At 39.2% G+C, this 15,624-nt stretch carries 14 protein-coding genes; all 14 read left to right on the forward strand.

What is annotated here, in order from left to right; translation table 11 throughout:
• Window positions 1–116: 116 nt before the first annotated feature.
• The 14 genes from JT739_RS08765 to mtaB all read left to right on the forward strand — a co-directional run bounded on the left by JT739_RS08765 (window position 117) and on the right by mtaB (window position 15,539).
• Entirely contained in the window at window positions 117–443 is a 327-nt protein-coding gene (locus JT739_RS08765) for a phage holin family protein (RefSeq protein WP_370642630.1), read from the forward strand.
• An 8-nt stretch (window positions 444–451) separates the two neighbouring features.
• On the forward strand, window positions 452–1,426 hold the full coding sequence (gene gpr, locus JT739_RS08770; RefSeq protein ID WP_237660741.1) for a GPR endopeptidase: 975 nt from the start codon (window positions 452–454) through the stop codon (window positions 1,424–1,426).
• A 65-nt stretch (window positions 1,427–1,491) separates the two neighbouring features.
• Complete coding sequence (spoIIP, locus tag JT739_RS08775) at window positions 1,492–2,637, forward strand: stage II sporulation protein P (protein WP_237660742.1); 1,146 nt, start codon at window positions 1,492–1,494, stop codon at window positions 2,635–2,637.
• Between the two features lie 74 nt (window positions 2,638–2,711).
• Window positions 2,712–3,056, forward strand: a complete 345-nt coding sequence (locus tag JT739_RS08780) for a histidine kinase (RefSeq protein WP_237660743.1) — start codon at window positions 2,712–2,714, stop codon at window positions 3,054–3,056.
• A 32-nt stretch (window positions 3,057–3,088) separates the two neighbouring features.
• Entirely contained in the window at window positions 3,089–4,891 is a 1,803-nt protein-coding gene (gene lepA / locus JT739_RS08785) for a translation elongation factor 4 (protein WP_237660745.1), read from the forward strand.
• A gap of 5 nt (window positions 4,892–4,896) precedes the next feature.
• A complete protein-coding gene (gene hemW, locus JT739_RS08790; protein WP_237660746.1) occupies window positions 4,897–6,024 on the forward strand; it encodes a radical SAM family heme chaperone HemW in 1,128 nt (375 codons plus the stop codon).
• A gap of 90 nt (window positions 6,025–6,114) precedes the next feature.
• On the forward strand, window positions 6,115–7,146 hold the full coding sequence (gene hrcA, locus JT739_RS08795; protein WP_237660791.1) for a heat-inducible transcriptional repressor HrcA: 1,032 nt from the start codon (window positions 6,115–6,117) through the stop codon (window positions 7,144–7,146).
• A 21-nt stretch (window positions 7,147–7,167) separates the two neighbouring features.
• Window positions 7,168–8,754, forward strand: coding sequence for a TCP-1/cpn60 chaperonin family protein (locus JT739_RS08800; RefSeq protein ID WP_237660748.1), 1,587 nt, complete (start codon window positions 7,168–7,170; stop codon window positions 8,752–8,754).
• Window positions 8,755–8,777: 23 nt separating this feature from the next.
• Entirely contained in the window at window positions 8,778–9,452 is a 675-nt protein-coding gene (grpE, locus tag JT739_RS08805; RefSeq protein ID WP_237660750.1) for a nucleotide exchange factor GrpE, read from the forward strand.
• 15 nt (window positions 9,453–9,467) lie between these two features.
• Window positions 9,468–11,330 carry a molecular chaperone DnaK gene (gene dnaK / locus JT739_RS08810; protein ID WP_237660751.1) on the forward strand — a complete coding sequence of 621 codons (1,863 nt, stop codon included), beginning with the start codon at window positions 9,468–9,470 and terminating at the stop codon, window positions 11,328–11,330.
• Between the two features lie 23 nt (window positions 11,331–11,353).
• Window positions 11,354–12,502, forward strand: coding sequence for a molecular chaperone DnaJ (gene dnaJ, locus JT739_RS08815; RefSeq protein ID WP_237660752.1), 1,149 nt, complete (start codon window positions 11,354–11,356; stop codon window positions 12,500–12,502).
• Window positions 12,503–12,516: 14 nt separating this feature from the next.
• The gene (gene prmA, locus JT739_RS08820) at window positions 12,517–13,467 is read left to right on the forward strand and encodes a 50S ribosomal protein L11 methyltransferase (RefSeq protein WP_237660753.1); all 951 of its coding nucleotides are present in this window, start codon (window positions 12,517–12,519) and stop codon (window positions 13,465–13,467) included.
• A gap of 15 nt (window positions 13,468–13,482) precedes the next feature.
• Window positions 13,483–14,235: a 16S rRNA (uracil(1498)-N(3))-methyltransferase gene (locus tag JT739_RS08825; protein ID WP_237660754.1), complete on the forward strand. Its 753-nt coding sequence runs from the start codon at window positions 13,483–13,485 to the stop codon at window positions 14,233–14,235.
• Window positions 14,235–15,539: a tRNA (N(6)-L-threonylcarbamoyladenosine(37)-C(2))-methylthiotransferase MtaB gene (mtaB, locus tag JT739_RS08830; RefSeq protein ID WP_237660755.1), complete on the forward strand. Its 1,305-nt coding sequence runs from the start codon at window positions 14,235–14,237 to the stop codon at window positions 15,537–15,539. Before JT739_RS08825 ends, mtaB begins: the two co-directional genes overlap by 1 nt.
• Window positions 15,540–15,624 lie beyond the last annotated feature (85 nt).

The following is a 15,624-nucleotide window of genomic DNA, read 5'->3' on the forward strand; positions in this document are numbered from 1 at the left end:
ACAATTATTTTACACTATGCGATAATATTGATAAAATAATAGAAAGTTGCTCGCGGGTATATTATGAATTATTAGCGGTTAATATAATAAATGAAATAAAAATGGAGGTGCAGTTTATGATAGGAATGATAATAAGGTTTATAGTTTCAGCGTTGGTGTTGATGTTGGTTAGTTTTATTCTTCCGGGTTTTAAAGTGGCGGGCTTTACAGGCGCCTTAATTGCTGCCATAGTTATTGCAATTTTAGGTTTTATAGCTGAAAGTCTGCTTGGTGAGAAAGTCTCACCGCAAAGTCGTGGGATAGTAGGTTTTATCACTGCAGCAGTTGTAATATATTTTGCTCAGTATTTAGTTCCTGCCATGAATGTAACTTGGTGGGGAGCATTGCTAGCTTCATTGGTAATAGGTATAATTGACGCCTTTGTGCCAACTGAACTTCGATAAGGAGGCGGTTGATCATAAACATACGTACTGATCTTGCTTTAGAAGCAAGAGAACTTGTGGGCCAAGAACAAATTCCGGGAGTAATAGTTGATACTGAAAAGTCGAAGCAAATGACAATAAGCAGGGTCAGAATAGTAGATGAGCAAGGGGCAAAAGCAATGGGAAAGCCCATAGGCAACTATGTTACTTTAGAAGTGCCCAGGCTAAAAGAGAAGGATCCTGCTCTTACTGAAGAAGTAAGCAAAAATCTAGCTGACGAACTTGAAAAAATGATTGACATACCCAGGGATGCAACTGTCCTCGTCGTTGGCCTCGGGAATTGGAATGTTACTCCCGATTCTCTAGGACCTAAAGTCATAGAAAAACTAATTGTTACACGACATTTAATAGAATATATGCCTGGCCAGTTTAACACAAAAAAAGGCATCAGGCCAGTCTGCGCACTTGCGCCGGGAGTTTTGGGGATAACTGGGATAGAAACCGGCGATATTATCCGCGGTATAGTTGAAAAAGTCAAACCTCACATGATTATTGCCATTGATGCACTGGCTTCCAGAAGCATGGAGCGCATAAGCACCACCATACAAATTGCAGATACAGGTGTATATCCTGGTTCCGGTGTTGGCAATAAGCGTATGGGTATAACACGTGAAAGCATGGGAGTACCAGTAATCGCTATAGGGGTCCCAACAGTTGTGGATGCGGCTACAATGGCCAATGATACTTTGGACATGCTCATCGGTCAATTTGCCCGACAAGCCAAACCGGGCAGCGATTTTTACAAGCTTCTGGAAGAGTTGGACAGAGAAGAAAAATACAATTTAATTCGTGAGGTAATGAAACCCTTTGTAGGTGAATTAGTAGTTACGCCAAAAGAAATAGATGCTTTAATTGACAATACAGCCAAAACCTTATCAGGAGGCTTAAATTTAGCTCTTCACCCGGGAATTGAATATGATGAGGTGAGCACCTTTTTGCAATAATGGGGCTAAACTTTGCCTCATTTTTTTTTATGTACGTGAATATGCTTATTGAGAGGGTGATAAGCTTGATAAAAATTAAAGTAATAAAAATCAAGAAATTAATGTTATTCATAATTGCTATAGCGTTGACTCTATGTTTTACAGTTTTTTCCTACCAAAACCGTAAAACCATTGTGGCAATGGCCAATTTAGAAACAAAAGGCGAGCAGAGTTTAGTACATAAAATTAACAGTAACTTGTTTGAAAGAATACTTTGTTTAGGATTACCGGCACTGGAAACTGTTAACAAAGAAAAAAAAGTCGTCATCGATTACAAAAGCGCAATAGGCAATTTTTCCAGGATACTTACAAATGTGGATCTGTTAAATCCCGAAACTTATTTTGTTATGCATCTGCCATTGATAAGTTTAATTAATACAGAAACAGCAATGACCCCTGGAGTGGAGCTGCCCCAAGGCTTTCAAGAGTATGAAAATGAGCATGAAACTTCGGAAAATCTGTCGCCGTCGGAAATAAAAGAGCCTGAAGATATTGAAGTTGAAAAGCTACCTCACGTATCAGGTGATCCGCTAGTACTCATCTATCACACTCATACTACTGAAAGTTACACGCCATCAGAAAAATTTAAATATACGCCTGATAATACCTATCACACAAAGGATGTAAACTTCAATATGGTTAAGGTAGGAGAGGTTTTGGCCGATGAATTAAATCGACTAAATGTGCCCACAATCCACAATAAAACCTTCCATGATATTCCTACATATATGACCTCATATGCCAATTCCCTAAAGACGGTTGAGGGGGTATTAAAACAAAATCCTTCCATAAAAATAGTTATTGACCTTCACCGAGATGCACCAGTATCTGATCTGCAAAAAGCAAGGGAAATAACAACTGTTAAAATCGATGGTGCTACATATGCGCGTTTTTTGCTAGTCGTAGGTACTGATAAGACTTTTCCCCATCCAAATTGGAAGGAAAACTATCGATTTGCAAATTTCTTAAATGATAAGTTAGAGCAGCGTTATCCGGGAATATCACGAGGCCTAGATTTAAGAAGCGAGCGATTCAACCAGCACGTATCAAACAAAGCCATACTTTTAGAAATCGGAAGTCACGGCAATACTATGGAGGAGGCGCTGGCTTCTGCAAAAGTATTTGCAGAAGTTCTGGCAGATGCAGTAAAAGAATTATCCATAGCCGAATGAAAAACGCAAAAATGGTTTAAGCTAAATCTTGGAAAGCTTAATCAAAAATATTAGAACAAACAGAGGAATTGTGTATGATTTATAAAGATTTAATCACACTAGTTATTATTTTTATTTTACTGCTGACAATTGGTGTTCGCGTTGCTGAAAAAGGCTTATATAATACTATGGGCCTTGACTTGAGACCGCAAAGTTTCGACTTTGATTTTCAAGAGGACCGGGTATATAGTTTTACAGTCTTAGGCAGCAACATAAAACTTCAAAAGTATTATAAAATAGGCAATATGGTTGCCTGCAGAGGACAGATTAGTTTCATGATAAATGGAAAAACTTTCACAATCAACTCTATGATTCCTACCGGGGTAATGTTGCAGGAACGGCTAAATCTTGATAAAAAAACTGCCAATATGTATAATTGAATCTAAAGCTAAATGTAAAGAGGAGGAACACGATGTCTATACCTCGGGAGAGAATCAGGAATTTCTGCATCATTGCTCACATTGATCACGGCAAATCTACTCTGGCCGATAGGCTTTTAGAGTATACAGGCACCATTTCTGATAGAAAAATGGAAGAACAGGTGCTTGATAAAATGGAATTAGAAAGAGAAAGAGGTATTACCATAAAGGCCAAAGCGGTCAGGATGATATATAAAGCTGATGATGGGCAAGAATATCTTTTAAATCTCATAGATACGCCCGGTCATGTGGATTTTAGTTATGAAGTCTCAAGAAGCCTTGCTGCTTGTGAGGGTGCATTGCTTGTAGTTGATGCAAGTCAGGGGATAGAGGCACAAACCTTAGCAAATACGTATCTTGCTCTTGAGAATAATTTAGAAATTATACCGGTCATAAATAAGATAGACTTGCCGAGTGCTGAGCCCGAAGAGGCTAAGCGTGAAATTGAAGAAATAATAGGCCTTGATGTACAAAATGCAGTGCTGACTTCTGCAAAACAGGGTTTGGGCATAAAAGAAGTCTTGGAGGCCATCGTAAAGTTTATTCCACCTCCTGAAGGATCCAATGATAAGCCTTTGCGGGCTCTTATTTTTGACTCTCTATATGATTCATATAAAGGCGCTGTGGCCTTTGTGCGAATAATGGATGGAAGTGTGCGGCCAAGGCAATTGATTAAAATGATGTCAACAGGCAGGACTTTCGAGGTCACAGAGATAGGCATTTTAAATCCTGACATGCAGCCAGTTGATCGTCTTGAAGCAGGTCAGGTAGGCTATATTGCTGCAAGCATAAAAAACGTGACTGATACAAGAGTGGGTGATACCATTACAGATGCCCAAAAGCCTGCGGACAAACCTTTGCCAGGATATAGAAAGGCTGTGCCTATGGTATTTTGCGGCATGTATCCTGCAGAAGGTGAAGAATATGAAGATTTAAAAGAAGCACTAGGGAAATTGCAGCTCAATGATGCATCGCTATTTTTTGAAGCAGAAACCTCTGCTGCACTGGGGTTTGGATTTAGATGCGGTTTTTTGGGATTGTTGCATATGGATGTAGTCCAGGAGCGCTTGGAAAGAGAATACAATCTAAATCTCATTACAACTGCCCCCAGCGTAGTTTATAAAATAACCAAGACTAATGGTGATACAATTGATGTGGACAATCCCACCAATTTTCCTGATCCTGCCGAAATAGCATATATAGAAGAACCTTACGTGGATGCTTCCATAATGCTGCCAACAGAATACGTAGGGCAAGTCATGGAATTGTGCCAGGAAAAGCGCGGTACCATGAAAACTATGGAATACGTTACTGAGAAAAGGGTTATTTTAAGGTATGAAATGCCCCTTTCCGAAATAATATATGACCTATTTGATCAGCTAAAGTCCAGAACCCGAGGCTATGCTTCGCTGGACTACGAGCTTTCGGGCTACAAGAGATCTGATATGGTAAAACTGGACATCTTATTAAACGGTGAAGTTGTTGATGCCCTTTCATTTATTGTGCACAAAGATAAGGCATACAGCCGTGCTCGCCAGATAACGGAAAAATTGAAAGAAGTTATACCGAGACAGATGTTCGAAATTGCAATTCAGGCGGCTATAGGCAGTAAAATTATTGCTAGAGAAACTGTAAAGGCACTGAGAAAAAATGTGCTGGCAAAATGTTACGGCGGTGATATTACTAGGAAAAAGAAACTTTTAGAAAAGCAAAAAGAAGGCAAAAAGCGCATGCGCCAAATAGGCAATGTGCAGTTGCCACAAGAGGCATTTATGGCGGTTTTAAAAATGGAGTAAATGCCATGAAGACAATAGGATTATACATTCATATACCCTTTTGCATAAGAAAGTGCAATTACTGTGATTTTAACTCCTTTGAAACTCTAGAGCTGATACCGGAATATATAGATGCGCTAAAAAGAGAAATCTCAAATCTTAAAAATTGTGGATATAGTGCGGGTACAGTATATATCGGTGGAGGGACTCCAACTGTCTTAACGGACAATCAGCTTTTTTGCATTTTAAACGACCTCTATAAAAATATTAATATAGCTAAGAATGCGGAGATTACTATTGAGTCAAATCCTGGAACATTAACTTTAGAAAAGCTACACTTATTAAAAACCCTGGGAGTAAATCGACTGAGCATTGGCCTTCAAGCTTATCAAAATTCGTTACTCAATATAATGGGCAGAATTCATACTGTAGAGGATTTTGAAAAAAATTTCGGTGCGGCTCGAGATGTGGGATTTGATAATATCAATGTAGATTTAATTTTCGGCCTTCCCGATCAGCGACCTGAAGATTTTGAAGAAACTTTAAGGCGAGTATTAAAATTTTTGCCGGAGCATATCTCATGCTATGCTTTATCTCTGGAAGATGGAACCAAGTTTTATAAATGGCATAAGGAGGGAAGGCTTGACCTTCCGTCGGATGATGATGAGCGGAAGATGTATTATAAAGCCATAGAGATATTATCTCATCAGGGCTATATGCACTATGAGATTTCAAACTTCGCATTACCTGGACGGGAATGTAGGCATAATCTTGGGTACTGGACTTATAAGGAGTATTTAGGCCTGGGAGCTGGAGCGCATTCTTTTATAGACAACAAGAGATTTTACAACCATCCTGCCATTTTAAAATATATAGAATCTATAAAAACCTCTTCCTCAGCCATTGCAGATATTGAGTCTATACCTGAAAAAGAGCAGCAAGCGGAATTTTGTTTTATGGGTTTAAGGCTCTTACGGGGTTTAAACAAAGGTGCCTTTAAACAGCGCTTTCACAAAGAAATTACAGAAGTTTACGAAAGTGCCATAGAAAAGTTAAAAAAGCAGGGGCTATTAGAAGAAAGCCATGAAAATCTTAGATTAACCGCTTTGGGATTGGATTTTGCCAATATGGTATTTATGGAATTCATGCCTTAAATTCTTGACAAAAGACACCCCAAGTGTTATTTTTTAAATAGATTTAGCACTCTAAGTTCGAGAGTGCTAAAAAGAGGTGCATTTGATGTGATGCTTGATGAGAGGAAAATAAAAATACTGGCAGCAGTAATTCATGATTATATTGCTACCGCTGAACCCATTGGTTCTAGAACTATAGCCCGAAAATACCGAATAGGGATCAGTCCCGCTACCATAAGGAATGAAATGGCTGATTTAGAAGAACTGGGATATTTGTCCCAGCCGCATACTTCAGCGGGTCGTGTGCCTTCTCACAAGGGCTATAGATTTTATGTGGACTTTTTAATGCCGGTTAAAAAATTAAGTGATACTGAACAAGCATTGATACGACGCATCTTCAACAAACGGGTTAATGAACTGGAGCAATTAGTAAGGGAAGCCGCCAGAGTCATTTCAACATTGACCAGTTATACCACATTGACCATTGGACCTCAGTTAAAAACCAGCCGTTTAAAACATATCAACGTAAATCGCATTGATGAAACTAAGGGTCTATTGCTGATGGTTACAAATTATGGCACTGTAAGTCATAATATTATAGAAATACCTCAAAATCTTAATGACTCAGACCTTGTCAGAATATCAAATGTTTTAAATGCCAACTTGCAGGGCAAAACCCTTGTGGAAATTACCAGTGACATAATTGATAGCATAAAAAATGAAATGATTGAATATGATGAAATTCTTAACATATTATTAGAAATCTTATTAGAGAACTTAGACGATGTAGATGAAAGCGGCAATGTGGTTTCTACGGGCAGCTCAAAAATGTTAGATTATCCAGAGTTTCAGGATGTTGAAAAAGCAAAAAACTTTTTTTCATTGTTAGAGCAGAACGACTTAATGACGAAGGTTTTAAAAACTTCAATGAAACCCGATTCTATAAATATCACTATAGGAAGCGAAAATCCTTTTATAGAATTTCAAGACTTTAGCATCGTGACTTCAAATATAAGGGTTGACGATAAAGACTTAGGAGTTTTTGGGATTTTAGGTCCTACTCGAATGGAGTATTCCCGAGTTGTAAGTATTTTGGAACAGGTGACAAATTATCTCACAAAAACTCTATCTACCATGTTGTAACAAAAAGAGGAGGTATTTATTTTGTCTATTAAAGAGAATACCCAAGAAGTTGACGAAAGGTTAGCAGCGCTTATTACAAATGCAAATGCAATAAGAGCTGTAGCGACAGCAGTTGAAGGAACTATTGGGCCAAAAGGCCTGGATATTATGTTAGTAGACCGCTTTGGAGAAGTTACTATAACCAATGACGGAGTCACTATACTAAAGCAAATGGATGTAAATCATCCTGCTGCCAAGATCCTAATAAACATAGCTAAAGCTCAGCAGGAGGAAGTAGGTGACGGAACTACCACAGCAACACTTATGGCAGGAGCCATGGTTTCAGAAGGAGTAACTCAAATCTTAAAAGGAGTTCCTGTTGCCCGCGTTATAGAGGGTATAAAAATAGCTATAAATAAGGCCCAGGAAGTACTAAGTTCCAATATAATCCCTGTACAAGGCATGGATGATCCCAATTTAAAAAACGTTGCTCTAATTGCAGGTAGAGAAAATCAGGACATAGCTGATCTGGTTACAGATGCAGCTAAACTCATAGGGGAAGAAAAACTTAAAGATAAAAATTTTAAATTTAGGGATATTATAATTTCTAGAGCCGGAGCAGAAAATGAGGTATTTTTAGGCCTTATCATAGATAAAGAAAAACTAAACAAACAAATGCCTGAGGAATTAACTGATGTTAAGGTATTATTGATAGATGATTCATTGGAGCCTGAAGAAGTAGCACCTGAAGCTTTGAGAACCGAAGCAGGATTTGCACGGTATCTTGCAATGAAAGAAGAATTCAAAGAGAATCTCAAAAAGATAATTGAATTAGGTGTTAATTTAGTGCTGGTTGATAAAAACATTAATGATGAAGCTGAAGAGATATTGACGGATGCCGGTATTATTGCACTAGATCGAGTCTCGCGAAAAGATATGGAAAGAGTTTCAGAACACACAGGGGCTCGCATTATGAAAAAATTAGGTTTGAAAAAACCTTTGGAAGAAATAAAAGACTACATAGGAAGAGCTGATAGGGTCTATGAAGACGAAAAGCTCAAACAGATTAGGATTGTCGGCGGTAGAGGTACTCCTATGGCTACGGTTTTAGTAGGAGCTGCTACTGATGAAATAGTTGGTGAGAGGGAACGCATAGCGAAAGATGCGGCATCTTCCCTACAAGCAGCAGTTCTTTATGGCATGGTTCCTGGAGGAGGAGCTATTGAGATAGCTATTGCCCGGGAACTGGAAAAAGAGCGCGCTAAGACCAAAGGTATGGCTGCATACGGTATTGATTGCGTCATTTCTGCCTTAAAGAAACCTTTAGCTCAGATTGTGTACAATGCAGGCTATAATCCTCTGGAAAAAGTTGAAGAGGCTATATATACACAGTCAGAAAGAAATCTAAATACTATTGGCATAAATTGCGAAAATGGCGAAGTTGCGGACATGGTAGAGCTTGGAGTAATAGATCCGGCTCAAGTGAAGTCTTATGCTTTAAAAGCGGCAGGCGAAGTTTCCGAGGCAATTTTGAGAATTAACACCATAATAAAGAAACGTGACAATGTACCTGTTGGGCAAAGCGCAGGTCAAGAATCGCCAATGGGTATGAGCGAAATGGATTTTTAAAAAATGAAAGGAGATTTAGACCATTGACTATCAAGCCTGGGGAAGATAACTCTTGCAAATGCGAGAAAAAATGTGAAGATGTAGAAGATATAAAGGAACAAAATACACATCAGAATCAAGTAGATGATGAGGAACAGAAACAAGCAGAAACACAGAAAGAAGAGGCAGCACGAGAAGAACAAAAGCAAGTTGAATCACAGGAAGAAGTGAATTTGCAAGAGCAAACTGAAACACAAGAAATTGATAAACTTAATAAACTTCTTGAAGATAAACAAAAAGAAATTGATGTGTACAAAAATAGGTGGCTTAGAGCTCAAGCTGATTTTGAAAATTATAAAAAGAGAATGCAAAGAGAAATTCAGGAAATAAACTTATATGCTGGTGAGCTATTGGTAAGGGATATTTTACCAGTAATAGATAACCTTGAAAGAGCTTTAGATTCGGTAAAAGATAAAAATGACGCCGTATATAAGGGCGTCCAGTTGATATATCAGCAGCTTGTAGACGTACTTAAAAAACACGAGATACGTGAAATAGAAGCACTGGGAAAGCCTTTCGATCCCAACTACCATGAAGCCGTAATGATGGTTGAAAGCGAAGAATTTAAACCTAATACAGTAGCAGAAGTATTGCTTAAAGGTTACATGTATCACTCTAAAGTTATAAGACCAAGTATGGTTAAAGTTGCTAAAAATTAGTAGAGGTGATTTTATATGAGCAAGGTTATAGGTATTGATTTAGGTACAACAAACTCTGTTGTCGCATATATGGAAGGTGGCCAGCCGGCCATTATTAATAATGCTGAGGGTTCTAGACTGACACCTTCAGTTGTTGCTTTTACCAAAGATGGAGAGCGCTTAATAGGTCAATTAGCTAAGCGCCAGGCTGTAACAAATCCCGAGAGAACCATACAATCCATAAAAAGGCACATGGGCACAGACTACAAAGTAAATATCGATGGTAAAACATATACACCGCAGGAAATTTCCGCAATGATTTTGCAGAAACTAAAGCAAGATGCAGAGAATTTTTTAGGAGAAAAAATTACTAAAGCTGTTATTACGGTGCCGGCATATTTTACTGACAGCCAAAGACAGGCTACCAAAGATGCGGGAACAATAGCTGGTCTAGAAGTGCTAAGGATAATAAATGAGCCAACTGCTGCAGCTTTGGCTTATGGTTTAGATAAAGAAAGCGACCAGACCATTTTAGTTTTCGACCTGGGTGGCGGTACTTTTGACGTATCTATTCTCGAATTAGGTGACGGAGTTTTTGAAGTAAAAGCCACTAGCGGCAATAACAGGCTTGGTGGAGATGACTTTGACCAGCGCATCGTTGATTATGTAGCAGAAGAGTTTAAAAAGGAACATGGAATAGACTTACGCAAAGACCGAATGTCACTTCAGAGGCTAAAAGAGGCTGCTGAAAAGGCAAAGATAGAGCTTTCAAGCATGGTATCAACAAATATAAACCTGCCGTTTATTACTGCTGATGCTAGCGGCCCCAAACACCTTGACATGACACTTACAAGGGCAAAATTTGAGGAATTAACTCGAGATTTAGTTGAAGCTACTTTGGGCCCCACCAGGCAGGCACTATCCGATGCAGGTTTAAAGCCTGAAGATATCGATAAAGTTATACTTGTTGGTGGCTCTACACGTATTCCGGCAGTGCAGGAAGCCATTAAGAAACTTATCGGTAAAGAACCTCACAAGGGCGTAAATCCTGATGAAGTAGTTGCTATGGGAGCGGCTATTCAAGCTGGTGTGCTAGCCGGAGAAGTTCACGATGTATTATTACTCGATGTAACACCGTTATCCCTTGGAATTGAAACTTTAGGTGGAGTCTTTACTAAACTAATAGAGAGGAACACCACAATTCCTACTTCCAAGAGTCAAATTTTTTCTACAGCAACAGACGGACAGACAGCGGTGGATATTCACGTGCTGCAGGGCGAAAGACCTATGGCTGCTGACAATATAACCCTTGGCAGATTCCAACTTACAGGCATTCCGCCAGCTCCAAGAGGAGTTCCGCAGATACAGGTAACCTTTGACATAGATGCTAACGGAATTGTGAATGTGTCCGCAAAAGATTTAGGCACAGGAAAAGAACAAAAGATCACCATTACGTCTTCTTCCGGCTTAAAAGAAGAAGAAATTCAGCGCATGATAAAAGATGCGGAAAGGTTTGCAGAAGAAGACAGGAAGAAAAAGGAAAAAGTTGAGGCCAAGAACAAAGCAGATTCACTAATTTATCAAACCGAAAAGATGCTTGCTGACTTAAAAGATAAGATAAGTCCCGATGATGAAGCAAAAATCAAAAAAGAACTTGAAAATGTAAAAGCAGCTATACAATCGGATGACGCTGAAAGAATTCAAAAAGCTACTGATGATTTGACTAAAGTATTTTACGATATATCTTCACGACTTTACCAGCAAAATGCTCAGGCATATTCTCAAAATCAGGGCTTTACAGGGAATAGTTCCGCCGAGCAAGCCGGCCCTTCGCAAAATAAAGACGAAAAGGTAGTTGACGCTGATTATAAAGTTGTGGATGATGAAGACAAAAACTAACGGCGCAGATGGAGTGATGCCGATTGGCAAAAAGAGATTATTACGAGGTGTTAGGTGTTAGTAGAGATGCTACTGAAGACGAAATAAAAAAGGCATTTAGAAAACTTGCCAGAAAATATCATCCTGATGTTAACAAAGAAGATAAAGACGCGGCAGAAAAATTTAAAGAAATAAACGAAGCCTATGAGGTCTTAAAAGACCCAGAAAAGCGAGCGCGATACGATAAATTTGGTCATGCGGGAGTCGGACAGGGCGGTTTTGATGCCGGTGACTTCGGTGGCTTTGGCAACTTTGGTAATTTTGGCGGTTTTGGCAGTGACATTTTTGAAGATATTTTTGACATATTTGGTGGAGGCTTTGGGCGAAGCAGCAGGAGGGGGCCAACCCGCGGTGCTGATTTAAGATACGATTTAGAAATAACTTTAGAAGAAGCAGCTTTTGGTGCTGAAAAAGATATTGAGATATTTCGCATGGAACGCTGCAATAGGTGCAATGGTACCGGAGCCAAGCCCGGTACCAGCCCTAAAACTTGTCCCACCTGTGGCGGTAGCGGCCAAGTGAGAAAAGTTCAAAACTTAGGCCCCATGCAGTTTACCAACGTCACTACTTGTGGAAATTGTGGCGGCAGAGGTTATATTATAGAAGAGGCTTGTCCTAAGTGTCATGGCAGAGGTCAGGCCAAAGTGAGCAGAAAATTAAAGATAAAAATCCCTGCTGGCGTTGACACCGGTTCACAACTAAGGATGAGCGGAGAAGGCGAACCTGGTGAGTTAGGAGGACCACCGGGTGATTTATATGTTGTAATTCGGGTAAAACCTCATAAACTGTTCGTGAGACAGGGCGATGATTTGATTTATGAAGCTCCCATTTCTTTTGTTCAGGCAGCCCTAGGTGATGAAATAGAGATTCCTACACTTGAAGAAAAGGTGAAACTTAAAATACCTGAGGGTACACAACCAGGAACCAGGTTCCGCTTAAGGTCTAAAGGCATACCTCATATAAAAGGGTATGGGCGCGGAGATATAATTGTTCGTGTTGATGTAGTCATTCCAAAGAATTTGAATGATAAACAAAAGGAACTACTGATGAAATTTGCCAGCATCAGTGGTGAAGATGTAAAACCAGCATCTAAAGGGCTTTTTCGAAAAATGAAAGATGCCTTTGGTGTATAACCGGGAGGGTTTAAATGAGCAACTGGGTAGAAATAAAAGTAAAAACTACGACAGAGGCTATTGAAGCAGTGTCAAATATTTTTTACGAAGCCGGCGTTGCGGGAGTGGTTATTGAGGACCCAAAGATTTATTTGCGACCAAAAGATCAAAGTGAATGGGATTATTTAGATATACCTGAAGGTTTAGATTTTGAAGTTGCCCAGGTGACGGGATATTTGCCAGAAGACAGCAGTCTGGCAGAGAGGACCCAAGTTATTAAAGAGCGAATTAACCAACTTCCGAATTACGGCCTTGATATTGGCAAGGGAGAGATTGCAGTAACTACAATATCTGAAGATAATTGGGGCGAAGCATGGAAAAAGTACTATAAGCCTACTCATATAGGTAAAAATATCGTTATTAAGCCCTCCTGGGAAGAATACAAACCAAAAACCGATGAAGAAGTGGTTATAGAACTGGATCCCGGTATGGCCTTTGGAACAGGCACTCATGAAACTACAATGCTCTGTCTTGAAATTTTGGAAGAGTATATAAAAACTGGTTATACAGTTATAGATGTTGGCTGTGGTTCCGGAATACTTTCAATAGCGTGTGGAAAGCTAGGTGCCAAAAAGGTCTTGGCCATAGATAAAGATGAGAATGCCGTAAAAGTGGCAAATGAAAATATTAAAAGAAATAATCTAGATAAATGCGTAAAAGCCATAAAAGGTGACAAGTTGCAGGGCATTGACTTTAAAGCGGATATAATAGTTGCCAATATCATTGCTGATGTTGTTATAGATATTACCAAAGATGCAGGATTTTGTTTGAAAGAGGGCGGTTTTTTTATTTCTTCCGGTATTATAAAAGACCGTAAACTATCGGTCATTGAAGCATTGGAAAAAAACGGTTTTGATGTTATCCAGCAGTTTGAAAAGGGCGAGTGGGTCGCATTAGTTTCTGCTCAAGCCTCCATCAGCAGGTGATGGGGGGATATTTTTATGCCTATGCTTTTTATTCTTAAAGAACTGGAAATTGGCGAGGAGATAATCATTTCTGGTGAAGAAGCTCACCACATTGGCAGAGTTCTTAGATACCGCCCCGGTGATGTAATTAGAATATCAGACGGAAAAAGCGTAGAAAGCCTTGGCGTTATTTTGGATATCGACAGTCGGAGCACAAAAATAAAACTAAAGATTGTGGATAAAAATAAGTCCAAAGGGATAAAACCGTTTATTACTTTATTGCAGGGTTTGCCTAAGGGAGAAAAATTTGATTTGATAATACAAAAGAGCACAGAAATAGGTGTAGGTAAAATAATTCCGATTATAACCCAAAGGACTGTAGCTAATATCCCGCCATCAAAGCTTCCGCAACGCAAAGAACGCTGGAACAAAATTGCAAAAGAAGCCGCTAAACAATCTATGAGAATTAACATACCCGAAGTTGGCGAGCCTTTAGCCTTTGACGCCGCTCTTTATGAAATAAAAAACCACCAATTAAGTATCATTCCTTGGGAACAGGAAACGCAAATGACGCTTAAACAATTGCTAAACCAAGTTAATGGAAATGTTACAAAAGTCGCTGTATTTATCGGTCCTGAAGGCGGTTTTTCTGCCGAGGAAGTGAAAAAGGCAAAAGAATTGGGTGCCGTGCCTGTAAGTCTCGGTCCGAGGATCTTAAGGACTGAAACTGCAGCCATTACTCTATGTGGTATACTTATGTACGAACTTGGAGATATGGGAGGATTATAATGCCTAAAGTGGCCTTTTATACACTGGGGTGTAAAGTAAATCAATATGAATCTGCTGCTATGGCTGAGCTTTTTGAGAAAAAAGGCTATGAAATAGTAGATTTTGATGATAAAGCCGATGTGTATGTTATAAATACTTGTGACGTAACAAATGAAAGCGGCCGAAAGTCCAGGCAGATTATTCGGAAGGCAATTCGCAAAAACCCATCAGCAAAGGTAGCGGTGGTGGGGTGCTATGCTCAGCTGGAACCAAACAAAGTATCAAATTTACCTGGTGTGTCGGTGGTAGTAGGGACAAAGGATCGCCATAAGATAGTGGACTTGGTAGAAGAAGCAAAACAAACTGACAAGCAAGTGGTGGCTGTAGAAGATATAATGAAGCAGAGGACCTTTGAGGAAATTGCTTTTAGAGGGCACCGCACGAAGACAAGGGCTTTTTTAAAAATTCAAGAAGGCTGCAATATGTTTTGTTCCTACTGTATAATTCCTTATGCTCGCGGCCCTGTCCGCAGTAGAGCTATTGAAAGTATCATTGCAGAAGCAGAAAATCTTGCGAGGGACGGATTTAAAGAAATCGTATTAACGGGAATACACCTTGGGCTCTACGGTTTTGATTTTAAAGAAGAAAAACATCACTTATTGGAAGTGATATCAAGGATATCACAAATTGAAGGTATCGAAAGGATAAGACTTAGCTCTATTGAGGCATTAGAACTTACTGATGAGTTTTTAGAAGGTTTGCTAAAAATTAAGAGCTTTTGCCATCACTTTCACATACCCCTTCAAAGTGGCTGTGATACTGTGCTTAAGCGAATGAATCGGAGATATAGTACTAATGATTTTCGAAACAGGGTTAACTATATCAGAAGTCTTATGCCAGATGCATCTATAACTACGGATGTGATTGTTGGATTTCCCGGTGAAACTGAAGACGAATTTCGAGTGACGGAGAGTTTCATTCAAGAGATGGAGTTTTCAAAACTCCATGTATTCCCCTTTTCTGCAAGACGAGGGACACCGGCTGCCGATATGCCCAATCAAGTTGAAAAAAGCGTAAAAGCAGATAGAAGTCATCGGCTAATACACTTGAGCCAGGAACTCGAGCAAAAATTCAGGGGAAAATTTATAAGCACTATACAAGATGTGCTTTTCGAAGATAAAAAAGATGGAAACAGGTATGAGGGTCTTACCGAAAACTATATAAAAGTAGTAGTAAAATCGAAAGAAGATCTTCATAATCAGATTATACCGGTAAAGCTCATGGAAAATATGGATGATTATATTTTTGGCAAAATAGACAAATAAAAATTTTATTTAAAGCAGGAAATACGTGACTTGATGTGGAATAAAGAATAGTTGATACAGCAATAATATCAGGAGAAGGAGGTGG

Source organism: Tepidanaerobacter sp. GT38, from assembly GCF_021991635.1.
GTDB lineage: Bacteria > Bacillota > Thermosediminibacteria > Thermosediminibacterales > Tepidanaerobacteraceae > DTU063.

What these genes read in the sequence shown, in the direction of transcription:
- JT739_RS08765 (WP_370642630.1), top strand. Translation starts at nt 117, where the DNA reads ATGATAGGAATGATAATAAGGTTTATAGTTTCAGCGTTGGTGTTGATG.
- JT739_RS08780 (WP_237660743.1), top strand. Translation starts at nt 2,712, where the DNA reads ATGATTTATAAAGATTTAATCACACTAGTTATTATTTTTATTTTACTG.
- lepA (WP_237660745.1), top strand. Translation starts at nt 3,089, where the DNA reads ATGTCTATACCTCGGGAGAGAATCAGGAATTTCTGCATCATTGCTCAC.
- hemW (WP_237660746.1), top strand. Translation starts at nt 4,897, where the DNA reads ATGAAGACAATAGGATTATACATTCATATACCCTTTTGCATAAGAAAG.
- hrcA (WP_237660791.1), top strand. Translation starts at nt 6,115, where the DNA reads ATGCTTGATGAGAGGAAAATAAAAATACTGGCAGCAGTAATTCATGAT.
- dnaK (WP_237660751.1), top strand. Translation starts at nt 9,468, where the DNA reads ATGAGCAAGGTTATAGGTATTGATTTAGGTACAACAAACTCTGTTGTC.
- prmA (WP_237660753.1), top strand. Translation starts at nt 12,517, where the DNA reads ATGAGCAACTGGGTAGAAATAAAAGTAAAAACTACGACAGAGGCTATT.
- JT739_RS08825 (WP_237660754.1), top strand. Translation starts at nt 13,483, where the DNA reads ATGCCTATGCTTTTTATTCTTAAAGAACTGGAAATTGGCGAGGAGATA.
- mtaB (WP_237660755.1), top strand. Translation starts at nt 14,235, where the DNA reads ATGCCTAAAGTGGCCTTTTATACACTGGGGTGTAAAGTAAATCAATAT.